The sequence below is a fragment of the Cytobacillus spartinae genome (assembly GCF_042865285.1).
In the GTDB taxonomy this organism is placed as follows: domain Bacteria; phylum Bacillota; class Bacilli; order Bacillales; family Cytobacillaceae; genus Robertmurraya_A; species Robertmurraya_A spartinae.
This window is the reverse complement of record NZ_JBIACK010000008.1, coordinates 79,334-100,821: the sequence shown is the minus strand read 5'-3', so window position 1 is coordinate 100,821 and position 21,488 is coordinate 79,334. Positions and strand designations below refer to the sequence as shown.

The 21,488-nt window shown below is 37.0% G+C and carries 24 protein-coding genes; 21 read left to right on the top strand and 3 right to left on the bottom strand.

Annotated elements, in window-relative coordinates; genetic code table 11:
* Positions 1–22 precede the first annotated feature (22 nt).
* From tapA to ACFYKX_RS16020, 8 genes are all read left to right on the top strand, one after another.
* Positions 23–886, top strand: a complete 864-nt coding sequence (tapA, locus tag ACFYKX_RS16055; protein WP_389362077.1) for an amyloid fiber anchoring/assembly protein TapA — start codon at positions 23–25, stop codon at positions 884–886.
* Positions 887–932: 46 nt separating this feature from the next.
* Positions 933–1,517 carry a signal peptidase I SipW gene (gene sipW, locus ACFYKX_RS16050; protein ID WP_389362076.1) on the top strand — a complete coding sequence of 195 codons (585 nt, stop codon included), beginning with the start codon at positions 933–935 and terminating at the stop codon, positions 1,515–1,517.
* Positions 1,518–1,585: 68 nt separating this feature from the next.
* On the top strand, positions 1,586–2,200 hold the full coding sequence (locus ACFYKX_RS16045; RefSeq protein ID WP_389362075.1) for a TasA family protein: 615 nt from the start codon (positions 1,586–1,588) through the stop codon (positions 2,198–2,200).
* 65 nt (positions 2,201–2,265) lie between these two features.
* The gene (locus ACFYKX_RS16040) at positions 2,266–3,135 is read left to right on the top strand and encodes a TasA family protein (protein WP_389362074.1); all 870 of its coding nucleotides are present in this window, start codon (positions 2,266–2,268) and stop codon (positions 3,133–3,135) included.
* 81 nt (positions 3,136–3,216) lie between these two features.
* A complete protein-coding gene (locus tag ACFYKX_RS16035) occupies positions 3,217–4,092 on the top strand; it encodes a TasA family protein (RefSeq protein WP_389362073.1) in 876 nt (291 codons plus the stop codon).
* A gap of 65 nt (positions 4,093–4,157) precedes the next feature.
* Positions 4,158–4,454: a DUF5658 family protein gene (locus ACFYKX_RS16030; RefSeq protein ID WP_389362072.1), complete on the top strand. Its 297-nt coding sequence runs from the start codon at positions 4,158–4,160 to the stop codon at positions 4,452–4,454.
* Positions 4,455–4,554: 100 nt separating this feature from the next.
* Positions 4,555–4,806: a DUF2535 family protein gene (locus tag ACFYKX_RS16025; RefSeq protein ID WP_389362071.1), complete on the top strand. Its 252-nt coding sequence runs from the start codon at positions 4,555–4,557 to the stop codon at positions 4,804–4,806.
* 457 nt (positions 4,807–5,263) lie between these two features.
* Entirely contained in the window at positions 5,264–6,106 is an 843-nt protein-coding gene (locus tag ACFYKX_RS16020) for a DegV family protein (RefSeq protein WP_389362205.1), read from the top strand.
* 43 nt (positions 6,107–6,149) lie between these two features.
* On the opposite strand, the gene ACFYKX_RS16015 is transcribed toward ACFYKX_RS16020, so the two are convergent.
* Entirely contained in the window at positions 6,150–6,680 is a 531-nt protein-coding gene (locus ACFYKX_RS16015; RefSeq protein ID WP_389362070.1) for a PCYCGC motif-containing (lipo)protein, read from the bottom strand.
* A gap of 239 nt (positions 6,681–6,919) precedes the next feature.
* Between ACFYKX_RS16015 and ACFYKX_RS16010 the strand changes: the two genes are divergently transcribed.
* The 4 genes from ACFYKX_RS16010 to ACFYKX_RS15995 all read left to right on the top strand — a co-directional run bounded on the left by ACFYKX_RS16010 (position 6,920) and on the right by ACFYKX_RS15995 (position 10,987).
* The gene (locus ACFYKX_RS16010) at positions 6,920–8,545 is read left to right on the top strand and encodes an ATP-binding protein (protein WP_389362069.1); all 1,626 of its coding nucleotides are present in this window, start codon (positions 6,920–6,922) and stop codon (positions 8,543–8,545) included.
* A 176-nt stretch (positions 8,546–8,721) separates the two neighbouring features.
* Entirely contained in the window at positions 8,722–9,300 is a 579-nt protein-coding gene (locus ACFYKX_RS16005; RefSeq protein ID WP_389362068.1) for an SCO family protein, read from the top strand.
* A 261-nt stretch (positions 9,301–9,561) separates the two neighbouring features.
* Entirely contained in the window at positions 9,562–10,419 is an 858-nt protein-coding gene (locus tag ACFYKX_RS16000; protein WP_389362067.1) for an SGNH/GDSL hydrolase family protein, read from the top strand.
* Positions 10,412–10,987 carry a YpmS family protein gene (locus tag ACFYKX_RS15995; protein WP_389362066.1) on the top strand — a complete coding sequence of 192 codons (576 nt, stop codon included), beginning with the start codon at positions 10,412–10,414 and terminating at the stop codon, positions 10,985–10,987. The genes ACFYKX_RS16000 and ACFYKX_RS15995 overlap by 8 nt, the downstream gene beginning before the upstream one ends.
* A gap of 39 nt (positions 10,988–11,026) precedes the next feature.
* Here ACFYKX_RS15995 and ACFYKX_RS15990 read toward each other — a convergent pair whose 3' ends face one another.
* The gene (locus tag ACFYKX_RS15990) at positions 11,027–11,797 is read right to left on the bottom strand and encodes a DUF4397 domain-containing protein (protein ID WP_389362065.1); all 771 of its coding nucleotides are present in this window, start codon (positions 11,795–11,797) and stop codon (positions 11,027–11,029) included.
* Between the two features lie 386 nt (positions 11,798–12,183).
* Here ACFYKX_RS15990 and rsgA point away from each other — a divergent pair, with 386 nt between their 5' ends.
* From rsgA to msrB, 3 genes are all read left to right on the top strand, one after another.
* Positions 12,184–13,242 (top strand): ribosome small subunit-dependent GTPase A, encoded by a 1,059-nt coding sequence (gene rsgA / locus ACFYKX_RS15985; RefSeq protein WP_389362064.1) that lies wholly within the window; start codon positions 12,184–12,186, stop codon positions 13,240–13,242.
* A gap of 401 nt (positions 13,243–13,643) precedes the next feature.
* The gene (gene msrA, locus ACFYKX_RS15980; RefSeq protein WP_389362204.1) at positions 13,644–14,135 is read left to right on the top strand and encodes a peptide-methionine (S)-S-oxide reductase MsrA; all 492 of its coding nucleotides are present in this window, start codon (positions 13,644–13,646) and stop codon (positions 14,133–14,135) included.
* Positions 14,125–14,565 (top strand): peptide-methionine (R)-S-oxide reductase MsrB, encoded by a 441-nt coding sequence (msrB, locus tag ACFYKX_RS15975; protein WP_389362063.1) that lies wholly within the window; start codon positions 14,125–14,127, stop codon positions 14,563–14,565. The genes msrA and msrB overlap by 11 nt, the downstream gene beginning before the upstream one ends.
* Before the next feature lie 25 nt (positions 14,566–14,590).
* Here msrB and ACFYKX_RS15970 read toward each other — a convergent pair whose 3' ends face one another.
* Positions 14,591–15,193, bottom strand: a complete 603-nt coding sequence (locus ACFYKX_RS15970; protein WP_389362062.1) for a DUF502 domain-containing protein — start codon at positions 15,191–15,193, stop codon at positions 14,591–14,593.
* Between the two features lie 289 nt (positions 15,194–15,482).
* Between ACFYKX_RS15970 and ACFYKX_RS15965 the strand changes: the two genes are divergently transcribed.
* From ACFYKX_RS15965 to ACFYKX_RS15940, 6 genes are all read left to right on the top strand, one after another.
* Positions 15,483–15,578, top strand: coding sequence for a YjcZ family sporulation protein (locus tag ACFYKX_RS15965; RefSeq protein WP_389362203.1), 96 nt, complete (start codon positions 15,483–15,485; stop codon positions 15,576–15,578).
* Between the two features lie 221 nt (positions 15,579–15,799).
* Positions 15,800–17,266: an NAD(P)/FAD-dependent oxidoreductase gene (locus ACFYKX_RS15960; RefSeq protein ID WP_389362061.1), complete on the top strand. Its 1,467-nt coding sequence runs from the start codon at positions 15,800–15,802 to the stop codon at positions 17,264–17,266.
* A gap of 129 nt (positions 17,267–17,395) precedes the next feature.
* Positions 17,396–18,376, top strand: coding sequence for a S66 family peptidase (locus tag ACFYKX_RS15955; protein WP_389362060.1), 981 nt, complete (start codon positions 17,396–17,398; stop codon positions 18,374–18,376).
* A 379-nt stretch (positions 18,377–18,755) separates the two neighbouring features.
* Entirely contained in the window at positions 18,756–20,093 is a 1,338-nt protein-coding gene (locus ACFYKX_RS15950) for an aspartate aminotransferase family protein (RefSeq protein ID WP_389362059.1), read from the top strand.
* A gap of 46 nt (positions 20,094–20,139) precedes the next feature.
* A complete protein-coding gene (locus tag ACFYKX_RS15945) occupies positions 20,140–20,832 on the top strand; it encodes a CoA transferase subunit A (RefSeq protein ID WP_389362058.1) in 693 nt (230 codons plus the stop codon).
* Positions 20,817–21,485, top strand: coding sequence for a 3-oxoacid CoA-transferase subunit B (locus ACFYKX_RS15940; RefSeq protein ID WP_389362057.1), 669 nt, complete (start codon positions 20,817–20,819; stop codon positions 21,483–21,485). Before ACFYKX_RS15945 ends, ACFYKX_RS15940 begins: the two co-directional genes overlap by 16 nt.
* Positions 21,486–21,488: the final 3 nt, after the last annotated feature.

The window sequence follows — 21,488 nt, the reverse complement described above, 5'->3', positions numbered from 1 at the left end:
CTTAAGTTGAAAGAGGGTGAGTGTGATTAGATTGAAGAGAGCGAGAAAATTCCGAAACCGTTATCGCCAAATCCTAAGTGGAATTAAAATGTTAACAGTTTGGTACCTCATTATATTTGTTGGAGTAAGTGTAAACACATTTACGAATGCATCTTTTAACGATATTGAAGAGTTACATGCCTCCATACATGTTAACTGGCCAGTTGAAGAATGGGATAGTAGTTCATTGGATTTCGCTGGAGCTACTACTGGATTTACCTGTAATCCTCCTAGTGTTTATAGTGGGATAGCAAATAAAGGAGAAGATATGACATTCTCTACTTGGAGTTGGGAATTGTTTGAAGTTGGTGATGGAAATGAAACTAAGACACCAATTGGTCCTGTATTAGCAAGCGGTGAAGTACCAATGATTAATAAAAGTCAAAGCGGGATAATCCTAGCAGAAAATATAGACCTATCCGATGGTAATTATCGCTTTAAAGTTACTAAACCGGAACGACCAGGTCAGGATTACATTTGGAGTGAGAAAATTGTAGTATCAGGATGCGTTGATAATGGTGAGACTAATTTAAATGTGGAAACCCAAGACAACAGTGAGGCTATTGAAGTAGATACAGGAACAACAAAGGAAACAGGAACAGAAACAGAAACAGAAACAGAAACAGAAACAGAAACAGAAACAGAAACTGGAACAGAAACAGAAACAGAAACAGAAACAGAAACAGAAACAGAAACAGAAACTGAAACTGAAACTGAAACTGAAACTGAAACTGAAACTGAAACTGATTCTATAGTCGGGTCAGGTGAAGAGGTTATTTCTGAGTCAGAAAGTGAGCAACTACCCGAAGATGGTGAGGTTGCTGAAACTGATGAAAATATAATTTAGTATAAATGCAAACGAAAATTTCTAAGCTTTTGGAAAGGAGAAAGCAATGAAGAACACAAGAAAAATAATAGGAAATGTACTTTATGGAATTGTTTTTACTACTCTACTTGTCATGATCGTTATGGTTATCTCTTCTCGAGCATCTGGTGGAGAGCCTGAACTATTTGGATATCAATTTAAAACAGTTCTATCAGGTTCAATGGAACCGACATTTAAAACAGGTTCAATTATTGTTGTAGAAAAGGTAGATGACACCAAGAGCTTAAAGAAAGACGACGTAATTACGTTTAGGCAGGATGAGAAAAATATAGTTACCCATAGGATTATTGAGGTTATTAAACAAGGAGATAGTGTTCTTTATAAAACACAGGGAGATAACAATGAAGATGCAGATACAAATCCCGTTATTGATGGTAATGTTGTTGCGAAATACTCCGGGATTAGTATTCCTTTTATAGGGTATTTTTTCAAATATGCAAGTACACCAATGGGTACAGCGTTGTTACTAATCATTCCAGGTTTATTCTTATTAGGCTATGCAGCTTGGACTATTCGATTAGCTATAAAAGAGATTGAACATAAAGTTAAAAATAACAACATTGTTGATTCAGCTGAAAAAACAGTTTCTTAGGTTGATACCCTTTTTAGGGTTCACATACATACCCAAATGGGTGAGATATAAAAGAGGAGGAATTTTAAATGAGTATTAAAAAGAAAATGGGGATGGGCATCTTAGCTGGCGCATTAGGTGTATCACTAATTGGGGGAGGAACTTGGGCAGCATTTAATGATGTGGAAGAAGTAAGTAATAGTTTTGAAGCAGGAACACTAGATCTTGTCACTAGTCCTGAGGAAATATTTAACCTCTCGAATTTGAAGCCAGGAGATTATTTTGAGAAGGAGTTAACCCTGTCAAATAATGGATCATTGACAATTAAAGATATTTTGGTGACAACTACAGTTTCTGACTGGGATGATGTTACACATAGTCATTTACCAGATAATGGTGTGAACGACCAAACACAGTTTTTAAATCAGTTTAAGATTACCGTAAAAAATGGCGATAATCCAGTTTTTGATGGTTATCTAGGTGCTATTCAAAGTGTCTCTGAGTCAGATATGTTTGGTAATGACGTAGCCTTAGAACCAGAGGAGACTGTTACCTACGATATTAGAATAGAGTTTGAAGAGGATGACTCGAAGTACTCTAATAGTAGATTACATGAGCAAAATAAATACCAAGGTGAGGGTGCAACCTTTGGTATTAAATTTGAGGCTACCCAAATGGACGGTGAGGAAAGAGGTAACGATTAAGAGCAAGTATAACTATTCGTAGAACTTTAATATTGTAGAAATTTATAATTTAGGAGGAGAATATAATGAGTTTTAAAAATAAATTAGTAATGGGTGCAATGTCTGCAACTTTAGGTATTTCCTTAGTTGCTGGAGGAACTTGGGCAGCATTTAATGATATTGAGACTAACACTGGGAGCATGGCAGCTGGTGAATTAAACCTAGAGTTAGCTCCACTTTCAGCTGACCAACCGTATGAATTTTTAGTATCGAATTTGAAACCTGGAGATTCTATGAAAAGAGCTTTAGAGTTTAAAAATACAGGTACTTTGGCAATTAAAGATGTTTTAATGTCAATTGAATTAGTAGAGTTTGGAGATTATGCTCCGACTGAAGCAGGAATGGCTGGGTACGGAGATACTTGGGCTGCAGATCACAATACAAGTGCATTAGACTTTTTAGATCAATTCCAGGTTTCGGTAATTCAATTAGGAGAACCCAATGCTACTGACACATATCCTAAAAATATCCTTCTACAAAATGTTTCATTAAAAGACTTCTATTTAGCTTCTGATTCTGTAGATCCAAGTAATAATAAATTTGGAGCAACAGAGACTGAAATTAATCAAGCAAAAATTGATGTATTCAATAAGGTGCGATCTGGATATATAAAAGCTGGGGACGATAGATTAGTAGTTTCTACAATTGATGAAAATGGTTATTATGGAATACCGGTTTCCCCGAATGATTCCGATAAATTAGAAATTGAGATAGAGTTTGTTAAAAACGACACTGCTAAGTATGAAGATGGCACGCATGAACAAAATATCTACCAAGGTGACAGCGTTGATTTAAAGGTAGCCTTTGAAGCTAGTCAGTGGGATGGGCAAGATGTATCTGATGAAGATGGGGAAATTGAATCAAACAAAAATGCTAATAATGGTGAAGACTTTTAATAGCTAGGATGTTAAATAATTTAATTAATAAAGGTGGGTTTAAGTTCCCACCTTTATTATTAAAATAAATGAGGTAATTATATGAAGAGTTTTATGAAGTTTTTGATTTTACCTCTTTTTTTTCTAATTATAATTTATTTACCTAAAAACGATGTTGTTAATGCAAATCAAAACCAACTAGATATTAATCTTGATTATAGTAATGTTTTTATGGAAATAAGTAACTTTAAACCTGGAGATACGTATACAAAGAAACTAGAAGTACAAAACAGAGGGACCAGAGACTTTACCTATAACACAACATCGAAATTTATTGTGGGCTCAAAAGAACTTTATGAAGAATTCTTATTACGTGTTTGGGAGAAGGGCAAAAAGTCTACCCCATTGTTCGATGGGAAATTAAAGGATTTTCATGGACTTACTCCACGTTACCTGAAATCCTTTCATGAGGAAGACCTCTTTTTTCAAGTAGAGTTTCCGTACGAATTAGGGAACGATTTCCAAGGATTGGCTTTTGAGTTTGAACTAAGGTTTATCGTAGAAGGCTATAATTACCCAGACCCAGACCCAGACCCAGACCCAGACCCAGATCCAGATCCAGACCCAGACCCAGACCCAGATCCAGATCCAGACCCAGACCCAGACCCAGATCCAGATCCAGACCCAGACCCAGACCCAGACCCAGACCCAGATCCAGATCCAGATCCAATTGACCCTGAAGATCCAGAGGAACCAACAGACCCTGAAGATCCAAAGGATGACGACACGATTGAACCACAGCGTCCAATTAGTGATGATGATTTAGCAGCGGAGCCGGTGGATGGCCAAATCCTTCCTTCTACGGCTACTAATATGTACAACAATGTCTTTGCTGGAACAGCCCTATTGCTTACAGGTCTATTACTTTACTTTTATCAACGAAAAAAGAAGAAAACTGTTCCGAGAGATATAAAATAAAACGACCTTGGTTACTCTAGATAAAGTAGCAAGGTCTTTTTTTATCAAATTTAAGCGGTGATGTTGTGGTAATCATTCTATTTTTCTATTTAGGTATTTTAAATATAATTGATGCTATTCTTACTTTTTTTGGATTATCAATCCAGGTAATTGAAGAAGCAAATCCCATAATGAATGCAGTTTACACTCTTGATCCAAGTCTATTCTTAATAGTAAAAATCAGCCTATCTCTTCTATTATTTAGTCTAATCTTTTTAAAACCTATACAACAAAGTCAACTCATTAAAAACTTATCCTTTCTGTCATCTATTCTATATACCTTCATCTGTCTACTACATATCACATGGTTAACACAATTATGAAAAATTCTTTAATTTTTTATAAACACCGCATAAATAGACACACTTCGACCTATAATTAAGGTATAATATAATCAAACGGGTGAAAAAGAGGATTGATATTTTGCTATTCAAAAGCCTAGAGTTCAAAAATGTTGTTGGACAGAAGGTAAAAGTCATGGATATTCCAGTATTGGAGGAAGATAGCCCTTATTATTTTTTAATCCAAGTCCGTTTGCAAACTTTTATTACAACCCTTTATGGGGACCGAAAAGTCAAAAAGTGCTATTCATTTAAGGATTACTTAAAGAGAGTGTTGAAATGGCCCGTATACGAGGATATTTTTAAATCTCAAGAGCTTAAGAACAACGCTTAAATGAAATGGTCATGTGACTAACTAACTTATTTTTAATCAAATGATTTGTTTTTGGAGTACTGGTAGTCTGCCGGTGCTCTTTTATTTTTTTTATCTTTTGAATGAACATCTTCAGTAACATTAGTGGAATGAAGCGGAAGACACTTGACTCCTCGAAAATGCTATCGCATTTCCTTCGTGCGTGGGCCAGTTCGAAGAAGTTAATTCAAAGTCCTGCGGGAATAGAGGGAAGTGTGAGACCTCACAGGCGAAGCCGAGAAGGCTCACATCCCTCCCCTAAGAGGAATCGAACCCTATTCCTCCTAGGAAAGCAAGTGTCTGCAGCGCAATGAAACGGACAAGATGTTGGGCTATCTTAATTATTTCCCTTACAAATTTATTAATTTTATGTAAAATTTACTACTGGACAAGGTATAATAAAAAATATGCCAAACGAAGTAAAAGGGAAGTGAAGATCATTAATAAAATTAAAGTAGTAACCGACTCAACTGCAGACTTATCACAAGAACTAATAAAAGAGTACGATATAGAAGTGGTTCCACTATCCATTCAGATTGAAAATGAAACCTATTTAGACCGCGTTAATATTACTCCTCAAGAGTTTCTGCAAAAAATGGCGGAGTCCAAAGAACTTCCTAAGAGTAGTCAACCAGCAGTCGGAGTGTTCGCTGAACTTTATGATCGTCTAGCGGATGAAGGGTATGACGTGATTTCTATTCACATAACTGGTGGTATGAGCGGAACGGTTCAGTCAGCAGAATCGGCTGCAAAGATGTCTAAAGGAAATGTAACGGTAGTTGATTCAAGATTTATCTCTAGTGCCTTATCCTTTCAAGTAATGGAAGCGGCAACAATGGCGAAAGAAGGTAAAAGTGTAGATGAAATTCTTAGTCGTCTAGACGAAGTTCGTGAACAAACTAGATTATTTGTCGTAGTGGATACACTAGAAAACCTTGTTAAAGGTGGACGAATTGGGAAAGGGAAGGCTATGATTGGTTCATTATTAAATATTAAACCAATCGCTTCACTTGAAGGCGGGGTTTACACGCCTGTCTCAAAGGCTAGAAGCTATTCTCAGGTCGCAAAATATTTAGCTAAGGAATTTGCTACTGATACGAATGGCAAGACTATAAAGGGTGTTGGGCTCGTCCATGCTGATGCACCTGAAATGGTATCGAAATTGAAAGCGAACATTAAAGAATTGACAGGCTATGATAAAATTCAAGAAATTTATACAGGTCCTGTTATTACTACACATACAGGTCCTGGAGCAATTGGCTTTATGTACTTTTTTGAATAAAATATACAACAACCCCTGAATGACAATCATTCAGGGGTTCGTTTTATACACCTTCAGGCATTTTTGTAGGAGTTGGCTCCGAAAATCCTTCTTTATATTTCTCATCAATATACTCACGTATTTCCATCATTGATTTTCCATCTTTATATTGCAGAATGCTTTCTGCTGCGGTTTCTAGACAAACGCCACAGCGGGTACCATGGTCATCCCAGACAACCTCACCATTTTCTTTATTTGCATAAACAAAACAATCATAAGCATCTTGATGGTTACCAGACTCTGCACAGCCACAGTAACAAGGGATGTATTCGAGAAGCTCTTGGTGTTGTGCAGCAGCACTATAAATGATTTGCATTTGCTCAGGCTTATCCTTTAAAAAAATAGGGAGAGTGTCAACTGAAGTGGTTAGCTCTCTTAGATCCCCGTTCTTTTCATTGTAAGTATGATTCCCGTGGTCCTGAGCAGGCTCAACAGTAGGAACCACTTCCTTCACTTCTTCTTCATTAGAACATCCTGTGATGAGAAACATTAACGTACCCAAAAATAAAAAATAACTTAATAGTTTTCTTGTCATTTTGATTCACCCTGTTTACACATTTTGTACAGGGATATCATATCATATTTTCAAAGTTTCTTTTGTGACGATTTTCACAAGATGAAATATTTTTTCAGAAGTACACATCAATCAATACTTCCAAATAGAAAATTCAGAACTTTTACAAAATAAATGGTATTTTTGTAATTTTTAAAGGGAAAACAATTGCATTTGTCGAAAAAAATAGTAGTTTACTAATACATATGGAACCGGAGCGAATGATGAGGAAATATATTAAAAACCTCCCCTTATTCAAGAAAGTATTACTTTTTTCTTTTTGCATAACATTCATGGTTGTTATTACTACTACTGCGATCAGCGTGATTTTACAAACGGAATTAATGAAAAATGAACTTACCGATCGAGTTGTCGGGATTGCTTCTCTTTGGAGTGCTACGATTGTGGCTGATGATGTAGAGAGGACAATTGAATTTAAAGATGACACACACCCGGCATATAAACGCTTAAAAAATATTGTCTCATTAGTACATGAGAAAAATTCCTTATACATTGACGGTGGGATTTTTTTACCCGAAGTGGTTGATGGTAAAAAAGTGTTTATCCTAATCGGCTCTAAAAATTATGATACTCTTGGTCTTCCTTCTTTCTCTTATTACGATGCTGGCGAAGAATATATTGATGGATTTTTAACAGCTCTGAAAACCGGTAAGGTGTCACACACAGAGATGTTCAAAGATCATTATGGTATTTGGATTACTGCATTTGCTCCTATTAAAGATATAGAAGGCAATGTCGTAGCCGTATTAGGAATTGATGTTAACGCGGAAGCCATTCAATCTTTCCAGAAAGAGATTGCCTTGTACTTATTTGCTTTCTTTCTCATCATAACGGTAGTTGTTTATTTTATCTTGAAAAATGGGCTAAACAAGGTAATGGAGCCTGTCAATGAAATAATCAAAGGAATAAACGAGGTAAGTTACGGAAATTTTGATGTAAAACTCCAAGCAGACGACCAATCCGACTTAGGTCTACTATGTGACCGTTTTAACTTTATGACAAACCAGTTAACGACATTGTTTGATAGATTGTCTGTTACATCCGAACAATTTGGGAAAGATGGACGTTTGCCTAACCCTACTGATAAATTTGAAGATGCCATTGGAGAAATGGATAATATCATCGAAAAAACGAGGCTTTTAAGAGAGCTTCAACGTGCGGAGAAAATGAATGCCATCGGTCAATTGGCTGCTTCTGTTGCCCATGAAATTAGGAACCCTATGACTGTGGTAAAGGGTTTTTTACAGATATTTTTATCAAAGGAGCTTTCAACGGAGGAGAATACGTATATTAAATTAATGATTGAAGAGCTAAATCGAGCAGAGACGATCATTAATGATTATTTATCTTTGGCGAAACCTGATTTAGATGAAATGGAGAAGGTAGATGCCGTAGAACTTGCGAGCAAAGTAATGGATTTAATGAACTCTTACGCGATGATGTCCAAAAATATTACCTTAAAAACGGAATTTGAGGATTCTGTTTTTATAAGAGGGAATGTTAGTGAGCTTAAACAGGTTCTGATAAACATCTATAAAAACGGTATAGAAGCAATGAAGGATGGCGGGACACTTACCGTTAGGGTTTTTAAAGAGAACCATTATGGTGTGTTTTTAATTGAGGATACAGGTGTCGGGATGACAGATGAAGAATTGGCTAGGCTTGGAACGGCATTTTATTCACTGAAAGAAAAAGGGACTGGAATGGGTTTAATGGTGTGCTACCAAATTATTGAGAGAATGAAAGGAAATATAGAAGTGTTAAGCAATAAAGGAGTAGGATCTATTTTTATCATAAAAGTTCCTCTTTATAAGGAAAGTGATTAATAAACTACGCAAAAAATACTATCTGTCTAGTGCCTGTACTCTAATTGTGCAGACACCTGATTAAAGCTGATATGGAAAAGGTCAGTCCATAATTTTGTAACATCTTTTTCTTTCTTCTTTCACAAACGTCTGCTAGAATAATCAAGTATATGAAATGAAGAACAGCAGGTGAGAATATGAAGCTTCGTATTATTTTTATAATGCTACTTACAGTTACCATTCTTTCAGCTTGTGGCCAAAGTGGAATTAAGGATCCTTTAAACTGGCCAGTTGAAGATTTTACTTTTACGAATCAAGAGGAACAACCTTTTGGATTAGCGGATTTAAAAGGAAAGATTTGGGTTGCAGACTTTATTTTCACAAATTGCGATGATGTTTGTTTACCAATGACATCCAATATGGTTAAACTTCAAGGAATGGTTAAAGACGAAGGGTACGAAAATGTTGAATTTGTTTCATTTTCCGTTGACCCTGAAATAGATAGTCCAGAAGTATTGAAAGATTACGGTGAGAAGTTTAATGTGAATTTCGGAAACTATCACTTTCTGACTGGCTATAGTAATGATGACATTCATGAGTTTGCTAAAAATAGCTTCAAAACAATTGTTGTTAAACCGAAAGATCAAGATCAAGTTGTCCATGACGTAAACTTCTTCCTTGTAGACCAAGAAGGAAACATTATGAAGTATTATACAGGACTAAACGAAATTCCATTCGATGAAATCATGAGTGATATAAAAGCTTTACAACAATAGACCTTTATCTTAAAGGTCTAATTTTTTTTCTCTAAAAACGCAAATTCCCGACAATGAAGTAGCTTTCTGCTAACAGTAGGCATTTACTGGTGAACTGTTTTTGAGCACAACTCGTGTTATAATATCTTTAATTTCGAATTAGGACAATTCCTTTGGACTTTTGAATATTATATATATTATAGCCGGAAGTTGGACTCTTTTCTAATAATGAAAAACCTTTGAAATTTTACTTTAACCTGAAATATAAAGGAAGGTGATCAGATGAAAAAGTTATTCACCTCTCTTACTCTTTGTTCCATTATGCTAACATCTTGTGCTCAATCAAGTGCTCAACCAGTATTCGTTTACAGTGGTGATTATAATAAAAATAGGGATTCTGGTTTATCTTTGAAGAGTGACATACCAGTAGACTTTGTTCCCGAAGATTATAAGATTGTATCAATAGGGGATTCGTTGACTCAGGGTGTTGGAGATAGCACGAAAAGAGGAGGATATTTACCTTACTTAGAAGAACATCTAGAAAAAGAAAAGGGAGTTAAGGACGCGCAATTCCTTAACTTTGGGGTAAGTGGGAATAGAACCTCTCAACTTTTAAAAAGGTTGGATAAAGACGAAGTAAAAGAAGCCATTGGGAATACGGACATGGTCATCATTACGATTGGTGGAAATGATATTATGAAAGTAGTGAGAGAAAACTTTACTACTTTAGATCTCAGTGACTTTGATAAACAAAGAAAGGTTTATGAGCAAAATCTAATCTCCATTTTGGATTTGATTCGCGCTGAAAATCCTCAAACCACCATCATATTAGTTGGCTTATATAATCCTTTTTCTAAATGGTTCGCGAATGTGAAAGAACTAGACATGATTATGGAAGGTTGGAATGAAAAAAGTAAAGCGATTCTCTCAATGTATGAGGAAACGTATTTTGTTGATATTGCAGAAACCTTTAAAACTACGGAAGAAAATCTCTTATACAAAGATTATTTTCATCCCAATGATAAAGGCTATGAACTCATGGCACTAAAGGTATATGAAATCTTAAGAAAGCAAGCTCTACCAACTCTTTCAGAAACGAAATATGCTTTAAGGAAAGAGGAGAATTATTATAATGAGTAACAGTTGGAAGAAGCTATTCTTTATCCTTCTAGGAATTAATGTAGCTACGATTCTTTTTGTGTTGGTCGTCATTAATATTCCTACTAGGGATGATGACTTAGATCTTGAATACTCAAATCATGAATATGTAGATTTTAACATTCACTCTAATAAGGATAACCTTAACAAAGTTATTAATCATTATATAGAAAAAGAAGGCTTAAAAAGTCCTATTGCCTATCAAGTGATACTTGGGGATGAAGTTGAACTGTATGGAACCCTAAAGGTATTTACACAAGATATTGAGATGAAGTTAACTTTTGAACCCGAGGCATTGGAAAATGGGGATTTAATATTAAAACAACAGTCAATCTCAATTGGGCAGCTTCATTTACCTGTCGATTATGTCCTTAAGTTTATAAGAGACAAGTACGATTTTCCAGAATGGGTGAGCATACAGCCAAATGAAGAGCTTATTTATGTAGCTTTGCAAAAGATGAAATTAAAAAGTAACTTAAGAGTAAAAGTAGAGAAATTTGATTTAAAAAACGACGATATTGAGTTTTCATTATTAGTTCCCACGAAATAGAGGTGGCTTCCGTTTAGGAGCCACCTTGTTTTGTATCTGTTAGCCTCTTAGCACAATAGTCTCTAGCTCTGGTTCCCCTGACAATAAGCCAACTGCAACAATGGTATAAACCTCATTAGGTCTTAATTGAACCCCAGGTAACGATAGAGCTACATTGTTGGTTCCGGCTACCCTTGCCTCTAGATCGACGGTCATCGGAGACAATCCTAGATAATTAGTAGCTTGTTTATAGGAAACGTTCGGGAAAATAACATCTCTGTTTTTAACAGCGATATCAACTGCAGGTGCATCAGGAGAAAGATGAATAAAGCGGACTTTTGTTTCTCCTGCCGGAACTCTTGGTTCGTCCTCATAAGCTAATAATCTTAGATGTTTATCTGGCTGACCAATTGCAGCCAATGTATAGAATCTTCCTCCTTCTACGGTCACTTTTTTGCTGATGACCGTAGATACCATGTTTCCTGCTGGGTAGATATCTATTTGATATTTTCCTGCCGGTAAAGATAAATAGTTACTAGATTCTTTAAATGGAAAATCTCTTAATATACGATTCCCATTTACATAAATATCTACGTTTCCTGCTCCGGGTGCAGCATGTAGTACACGAACTCTTGCAGGCTGTGCACCACCCATATTATTGCCTGGCATCATATCCGTTCTATATGATTGAATGGCTTTATGCATATACTTTAAATGTTTTTGGTAATACATCATATGTGTACTGGGATCAATATATTTATAGTACATGGCAAGTAAATCGTACATGGCTGCTTTTTCAAAATAATCATGGTGATTTCTCTTTGTAGACATACCCCTCGCTCCTATCTATATAGCTTCACGTCAATAAGATATGCGAGACAAAGTGGATGGGTGCCTAGTGTAGAAATAGATTGAGATTTTAAAATCCTTGTTTCCATAAAAGGATAGCTCTGAAAATTTTTTTGAGAATATGGTTTACTTTCCTTTACCAATTTTATATACTTATTACAACTAATGGAAAGGTGGGCGATGAATTATGGTACAATCATTAATTGTTTTAGAAACCGTTGCTATTGTAAATAATGCACAGCCCAACCTATGTACGGAGTAATTTTGCACTAAAGGTCTATTTTCTTTTGTTCCTTTAACTGTAAAACCATGGGCTGTGTTGCCTATGGTTTTTTTCGTATTTTAAACATTTGGAGGAACAGAACAAAATGAACTTAAATAAAATGGGCTTTAATGAATTTTTTCAAAATGATTTTCAAGCAAATTATTCAGATCAAACACTTATTGTTGGTAGAGTGGCTCTTGAGCATAAAAGATTGTATCGGGTTTGGACGGAAGTAGGAGAGTTACTATGTGAGGTTTCCGGGAAGTTCTCGTTTAATGCAACTTCTCGTGAGGACTACCCTGCTGTAGGTGATTGGGTTGTGCTAAATGGTAGACCAGAAGAACAAAAAGGCACCATCCATGGAGTGCTCTCTAGAAAGAGTAAGTTTTCTAGAAAAGTTGCAGGGGAAACGACAGATGAACAAATTGTAGCTACAAATGTAGATACGGTGTTCTTAGTCAGTTCATTAAATGATGACCTCAACCTTAGGAGGCTGGAGCGTTATCTATTGTTAACATGGGAAAGTGGAGCGAATCCGGTCATTGTCCTAACGAAGACTGACTTAGCTAGTGACATCCATGAAAAGGTATCAGCGATTGAAGCCGTTGCACTTGGTGTACCGATTATTCCAATCAGTGTGGTGGATGGTACAGGAATAGAGGAATTGACAAGATACGTTGAATCTGAAAAGACAATTGCACTCTTAGGCTCTTCTGGAGTAGGAAAATCAACGATCATGAATTACTTTCTAGGTGAAGAAAAACAAAAGGTTCAGGGGATACGAGAGGATGACGCGAAGGGTAGACACACGACTACACACCGTGAGATGGTGCTCCTCCCAAATGGGGCCATCTTAATTGATACTCCTGGTATGAGAGAAATACAGCTATGGGAGGGTGGAGAAGGGTTATCCGAAAGTTTCTCCGATATTGAGCAACTGGCCGATCGTTGTAAGTTTAGGGATTGTACACATAAAAATGAGCCCGGATGTGCCGTTCTAATGGCGATTGAAGATGGAGTACTTGATGCAGATAGACTTCACAGCTATAAGAAACTGTTGAAGGAGTTAGCTTACCTCGATCGAAAGCTTGATAAACGAGCACAAGCTGCAGAGAAAAGCAAGTGGAAAAGTATCAACAAACAAATTAAGAATAGAAGATAATCCAAAAAACCTCTCTTATATAGGAGAGGTTTTTGTTCCTAGGTAAGAAAGTATAAACTTTTTAAAGCTGGACTGGTGTCTAGCTCCAGCACCTAACGCCTATAAAACTTCGCCCCAACTTGGAAAAATCGAATGATTTTTCCTTCCTCACGATAAGTCAACATCGAATCGCTTTCGCTCTTCGTGTTTCCTTTATCTCATACAATGGGGCTACAGTTTTTACGGCGCTGGGCAAGGTGCCTGCACTTTTCTTTGAAGCTAATTCGATTATTTGCATATCAATTGATTTTTCTTTAATCTAAACCATATAAACATGTTGTAAAGTCCATTATAAAAGAGGTGTTCACTTGAAAGAGCAAAACTTTGAACTTGCCACGTTTGCCGGAGGATGTTTTTGGTGTATGGTTAAACCATTTGATGAACAGCCAGGAATCATTAGTGTAACATCTGGTTATACAGGTGGTCACAAAGAAAATCCAACCTATCAAGAGGTCTGTTCCGAAACAACAGGACATTATGAAGCTGTTCAAATCAAATTTGATCCTGAGGTATTTCCTTATAAGAAAATAGTTGAGCTTTTTTGGCAGCAAATTGATCCAACTGATCCTGGTGGGCAATTTTACGACAGAGGTCAGTCCTATCAAACAGCCATCTTTTATCATACGGAAGAACAAAAGGTAGAAGCAGAGCAATCAAAAAAAGACTTGCAGGATAGTGGAATTTTTAAAAAGCCAATCGTGACGGAAATATTACCTGCCAAAACTTTTTATCCAGCTGAGGACTACCACCAACAGTTTTATAAAAAGAATCCTACAAGATATAACTCTTATCAAATAGGGTCCGGTCGAGCGGCTTATATAAAGGAACATTGGGGTGAGAAGAATGAAGGATAAACAGGGTGCTGAACTTAAACAGAAGCTAACACCGATCCAATTTGAAGTAACTCAAAATAATGGTACTGAACCTCCTTTTCGTAATGAGTACTGGAACACATTCGAAGATGGTATTTATGTAGATATCGTTTCAGGTAAACCGTTATTTAGCTCTAAAGAAAAATTTGATGCTGGGTGTGGCTGGCCGAGCTTTTCAAAACCTCTAGAGGAAGAAGAAATTACGGAAAAAACAGATACTAGTCATTTTATGGTTAGAACAGAGGTTAGGAGCAAGACAGCGGATTCACATCTTGGCCACGTATTTGATGATGGTCCTGGACCTACGGGTTTACGTTATTGTATAAACTCTGCCGCTCTAAAGTTTATACCAAAAGATAAGCTTGAAGAGGCGGGGTTAGGGGAATATAAAAAATTATTTGAAGACAAGTAGAAAAGCCGCCATTTGGCGGCTTTTCTTATGATACCTCTTTCTCTACTTGCTTTTCTTTCTTTGTAGTCATTCCACCAGATAAAATAAATTTCATAGCATCTTCCGGCTTGACTTCGATGAATTCAACTTGATCTTTTGGGATTAAAAATGTAAACCCTGCAACCTGAAAAGTCTGCGGGACATAAACGGCAATGTAATCTTTTAGTGGACTGTGAAAGCTTTCGAGTTCCTCAGCCGTTACAAATCCCATACTTTTCATGTCTGTTCCTGGAATCGTAACAAGTGCGACCTTTGAAAAGGACTTTTTCTCGCCTAAGAAGGAATGCACCGTATCTTTAATAACGGAATAGATCGTTTTGACGATGGGGATTTTTTCTAATAAACGATCTACTAATTTGATCGAAGTACCAATAAAAAACTTTGTTGATAACCACCCTAATACCGTTATGGCTATAATGGTAGCCAGCAGTCCAATTCCCGGGATGTAATCCTCCTTAAAATATCCTTTTAAAAATGTGCCAAGTAACCCATCTAAAAACATAAACGTTTTATAAACAACGTAAATCACAAGGATGATTGGAACAATCGTTAGAATCCCATTTACAAAGCTGCGTAATAAACTTTTCATTTTTCATTCTCCTACTAATTTTATAAAAACTACATTACTACGTTTCTAATTTTATATCAATCTCCCTGCAATTAAATGTGAATGCCTAATTACTTATGAAAAAAATGGGCAAACGCACATACGGGTCAAGTACCTACCACATAGATTAAAGTGAAAACAATAATTTTAGAACTTCAAGGAGGTATTCTCTGTGAAAGGTGCAGATTACGGATATGCTGGATATGGATGTGATCCTTGTTATCATGGATATGGTTACCCAACAGCAGTAGCGCCAGTTGCGACTGGGCCAGTGGGTGGATTTGGATACGGTGGTGGCTTTGCTCTAATCGTCGTTTTATTCATCTTGTTAATCATCATTGGGGCTAGCTTCTACGGAAAATGCTAAGTAGAGAAAATGGGACTGTCTAAATGGCAGTCCTTTTTGGTTGGAATAAAATTTTTCAGAAATCATTAAATATTCCTTAAAATACGCTATTTACGAACGTTTTTTTATAATCTAAATTAAATAGTTCGTAAAAAACTATTGACGTTGCATTATTCCTCTGATATATTATCCAAGGGTTAAGAAAATACGAATACACGCACAACGTCTGGGGGAATAAGACGATGAAAACGAACTATGATGTAATTGTTGTCGGAGCCGGTCCGGCTGGAATTTTTACTTGTTATGAATTATCTCTAAAAATGCCAGAAGCAAATATTTTATTGATTGATAAAGGTCATGATATATATAAAAGAAACTGTCCGATCCTACAAAAGAAAATTGAAAAATGTCCACCAGCAGCCGGAAGAAAAGAATTCGCTGGTTGTTTACCAGCTTGTTCTATCACAAATGGATTTGGTGGTGCAGGTGCATACTCAGATGGGAAGTTCAACATTACAAGCGAATTTGGTGGCTGGATGACTGACTATCTTCCTGACTCACAAGTTATTGACTTAATTAAGTATGTTGATGATATTAACTTGCAGCATGGAGCTACTGAAAGCATAACGGATCCGCTAACAGACAAAGTTAGAGAAATTGAGCGAAGAGGCTATGCAGCAGGACTAAAACTTCTACGTGCACAAGTAAGGCATTTAGGAACAGAACAAAATCTTGAAATTTTAATGAGTATTTTCGAATATTTAAAAGATAAAATAGATATGGTGTTCAAAACAGAGGTTGAAGATTTAATTACAGAAAAAAATTCGGATGGTCACGTGGTTAAAGGAATTAAACTAAAAACTGGTGAATCTGTTACAGCAGATAAAGTCGTGATTGCACCAGGACGTGATGGTTCAGTATGGCTAGCAAAGCTTTTGAAATCTCGCCGTCTAAAAATGATTAATAACCAAGTTGACATTGGAGTTCGTGTTGAAACATCCAATATTGTTATGGAAGAAATCAATGAACATCTTTATGAAGGAAAGTTCGTTTTTAATACTTCAGTTGGTACAAGAGTACGTACTTTTTGTAGCAATCCTTCGGGCCATGTTGTTGTTGAAAATCATTCAGGTATTATGCTTGCGAATGGACATGCGTATAAAGATCCAAAACTAGGCAGCCCAAATACAAACTTTGCCCTTCTTGTGTCACATACATTTTCAGATCCTTTCGATAAGCCGAATGAATATGCACATGAAGTATCAAGATTGGCGAATAGTCTTTCAAGTGGTGGGATTATCGTACAAAGTTATGGTGACATCTTGAAAGGTAGAAGATCAACATCGAAAAGAATTAAAGAAGGTTTCCTTGAGCCAACGTTAAAAGAAGCTGTACCTGGTGATCTTGGCTTAGTTCTTCCATACAATACAATGAAAAGCTTAATTGAAATGACGGAAGCATTAAACCACGTGACTCCTGGTCTTGCATCTGAACATACTTTATTTTACGGGGTAGAAGCGAAGTTCTATTCAGCTAGACCAAAAATAAATGATCGTTTTGAAACGGAAATTAGTGGTCTTTATGTGGGTGGAGACGGTGCTGGTATTACGCGTGGCCTTGCTCAAGCAGGAGCGTGTGGAGTATGGATTGCACGTGACATCGTTGAAAAATCAAAATCAAGTAAGAATAAAGAAACGGTATTAGCATAATTGTTTGAAAGCCAAGCGTAGGGCGTTGACCTCGTTTGGCTTTTTATATTGAGAAAACAGCTTTCAAGAATTTATGTTCTTTGGTAAAATGTGTTTTACCATTTTATTTTTGGAAAAGAGGAAGTTAGTATGTTCGCACAAAGATTAGTTCCAGGTGACGAAATTAGAGTCATAGCACCATCAAGAAGTATGGCCATTATAAAAAAAGAACAACGAGAGATTTCGATTGGGCGTCTAGAAGGCATGGGGTTTAAGGTTACATTTGGGAAAAATGTTTCCGAGCATGATGAGTTTTTTAGCACGTCGATTGAAGAGCGAATTGAAGATCTTCATGATGCTTTCCGTGATCCGAACGTAAAAGCGATCCTTACCGTCATTGGTGGGTATAACTCAAACCAGCTTCTAAAATACATAGACTTTGATCTTATTAAGCAGAACCCAAAAATCATTTGCGGATACAGCGATATTACAGCCCTTAGTTTAGCGATTTATCAAAAAACAGGATTGGTCACGTACTCCGGACCGCATTTCTCTACAATGGGAATGAAATATGGAACAGAGTATACTGTACAGTCATTCTTAAGTGCCATGACAAATGATGCCCCTTACGAGGTTAATCCTTCCTCTTATTGGAGTGATGATCCATGGTATTTAGATCAAGAAAAGCGTAATTTCATTGAACAGGATTCCTATCTTGTTTTACAAGAGGGAGAAGCTAGTGGAAAGCTTATTGGAGGGAATCTTTGTACGATGAACCTCCTGCAGGGAACAGAGTATATGCCGTCTCTAAAGGATGCTATTCTTTTTGTTGAGGATGATGAAGAGTCCCACTCACTTACCTTTGACCGAGACCTGCAATCACTATTACATTTACCGGATGCGGAGTATATTAAGGGGATCTTAATCGGTAGATTTCAAACCTCTTCAAATGTTACGGAAGAAGCATTAAGAAAAATCATTTATTCAAAACGCGAGCTTAAAGATATACCAATTATCGCGAACGTAAACTTCGGTCATGTAAGTCCAATCGCAACGATACCAGTTGGAGCAATGGCTACAATTACGGCAAAAGGTACACAAACTGAAATTATAATTGAACAAACCGAGTAAATTTACTTAATAAAAGCTAATTATCTATATTTTTATAGGTAAATAGCTTTTTTTGTTTTATAAAGGTTAGACGCACTTTTGAAATTAGTCGCATTCTTCGAATTTAGAGTTTTTATAATCGATTTTTCGATTTTCTCTTCTAATTTTAAAAATTTTTGTTCGAATTTTTCCATTTATCGATTATTCGACAAGAAGAGGGCAACCAGCCGTACAAGCAACCACGCACTACTCTACGATACAGCCCAACTAACTCACAAGCCCCACCTCGAACCACATAAGAATCTAAGAAAGATTTCTCATTTCATCTCATACACTCTAATATATTGCCATATTTACATGAAAACGCTTACAAACAGACAAAGGGAATGGGGGAAAAGGCGTGGATCAATCATTCTTAATTAAACCAATGCTTGATGCACAATATCCTATAATTGATTATGGCAAAGGCATTTATTTATACGACACAGAAGGAAAAAAATACTTAGATGCCGCTTCTGGTGCTGTGACTGCAAATATTGGTCACGGTGTAGAAGAAATTATTGAAGCAATGCACGAACAAGCAAAAAGAATTTCATTTGTCTATCGGTCTCAGTTTACGAGTGAAGCGGCCGAGAAACTAGCTAGAAAAATTGCTGAAAATACGACGGGAGATTTAAATTGGTGCTTTTTTGTTAATAGTGGATCAGAAGCAACGGAAACAGCGATGAAGATCGCTATTCAGTACTGGCAGGAGAAAGGCATACACACAAAAACGAAGGTGCTATCTCGGTGGATGAGTTATCACGGTATTACACTAGGAGCACTCTCAATGTCGGGTCATACAGGAAGAAGAGCACGCTTTGTGCCATTGCTTGAAGACTTCCCTGTTATTCACCCACCATATTGCTATCGTTGTCCCTACAATCGCGAGGCCCCTGATTGTGGGTATTTATGTGCCAATGAATTAGAAACAGTCATAAGACGAATTGGTGCCCAACAGATTGCTGCATTTATCGCTGAACCGGTGATTGGGGCAGCTGGAGGAGCAGTCACGCCACCTAAGGATTATTACAAGGTCATTAAAGAAATATGTGAGAGGAATGGGATCTTGTTTATCGCCGATGAGGTCATGACCGGGTTTGGAAGAACCGGAACGATGCTTGCATGTGAACATTGGGATGTTGAGCCAGATATTGTCGCTCTAGGAAAAGGGATGGGAGCAGGATACGCACCTATTGCAGCAGCCCTTGTTAGCGATAAAATCATGGAGCCCATTCTTGTTGGCTCAAAAACCATTATGAGTGGGCATACATTAAGTGCAAATCCACAAAGCTGTGCTGTTTCGTTAGCGGTTTTAGAGTACCTGGAAAAAAATCAAATTATCCAAGAAGTTGAATCAAAAAGTAAATATTTGCGGGAAAAATTAGAGCGATTAAAAGAGCAATTTACTTTTATTGGAGATATACGTGGGAAAGGTTTGTTAATTGGTCTTGAGTTTATTAAAAAGGATACGGATAAAAAGGAACCGTTCCCAAGAGAGTTACAAGCAACACAAAAAATCGTTGCACTTGCACAAGACAATGGATTGCTTCTTTATCCTGCTGGTGCAGGAATGGATGGGATTAATGGAGATGCGATTTTACTTGCTCCACCGCTAACCATCACAACGGTAGAGATGGATGAACTTATTACCTTATTGAGCCAAACCTTCAAACAATTTGAAGAAGAAGAACTTTAAAGACAACTGATATATCTAGATTATAGGAAAAGGAAGGGATGTAGCGATGGGGAACCCTTTCGGAAAAATTACAGACATAAATAGAGTGATGGAGCTATTTCAGGATGGTTCAACGATCATGTTTGGTGGTTTCGGTGGGGTTGGTTCTCCACCGACTATTATTGATGGGATTTTAGATAAGGGAGTTAAGGATTTAACCTTAATTGGAAATGATACAGGATTCCCGAATATCGGGATAGGAAAAATTGTAAGCCAAGGTAGAGCAAAAAAGGTCATTGCTTCTCATATTGGATCAAATCCAATTGCCGGACAGCTTATGACGAAGGGAGAACTGGAAGTTGAGTTTTCCCCTCAAGGAACATTGGCTGAGCGGATACGAGCTGGAGGAGTAGGGTTGGCAGCCATTTTAACAGACATCGGCATGGATAATGAAATGGTCTCTAAAAATAAACCTATTTATAGCTTTCATGGAAAGGAATATTTTGTTGAAGCAGCTTTAACCGCTGAAATCGGAATTATCTATGCTAAAAAAGCAGATCCATATGGCAACTTAATCTATGACAAAAGTGCAAGAAATACGAATCCATTAGTGGCGATGGCAGCTGATATTACGATTGCTGAAGTGGAGGAAATTGTACCATTAGGGAGCTTGGATCCAGATGAGGTAGTAACACCTGGTATATTTGTAGATTACTTGATTCCGTCTAAAGGGGTGAATTGGAAATGGGCTTGGGAGTAGAAGTTCGAAATCGGATTGCAGAAAGAGCTGCCAAAGAAATACAGAATGGAATGGTTGTAAATCTAGGTATCGGAATCCCATCCCTAGTTCCTAACTTTCTACCTGAAGAGATGAATGTGATGTTTCACGCTGAGAACGGAATTGTCGGCATGGGACCGAGTCCGCATCATGGAGATGAGGATGAAAACTTGTGTAATGCTGGTGGTTTTCCGGTAACGGTTGTCCAAGGTTCATCTTACTGTGATAGTGCAATCGCATTTGGAATGATTCGAAGAGGATTAATTGATATCACCATTCTAGGCTCTCTACAGGTAAGTGAAAAGGGGGACTTAGCAAACTGGATTGTCCCTGGTAAAAAGGTTCCAGGAATGGGTGGAGCGATGGAGCTCGCTCAAAAAGCTAGAAAAGTAATTGTCGTCATGAACCATGTAGATAAAAAAGGAAATCCTAAAATTGTGGACACCTGTACGCTGCCATTAACCTCAGCGAACTGTGTAGACTTGATCATTACTGAAATGGCTGTATTTGCTGTAGAAGAAAAGAAGTTAATACTCATTGAACTGTTTTCACCTTTTACCATTGAAGATGTTTCAAAAAATACAGGATGTACATTTCAAGTAAGTCCAAACTTTAAAATCATTGAAGATTACTAGGCA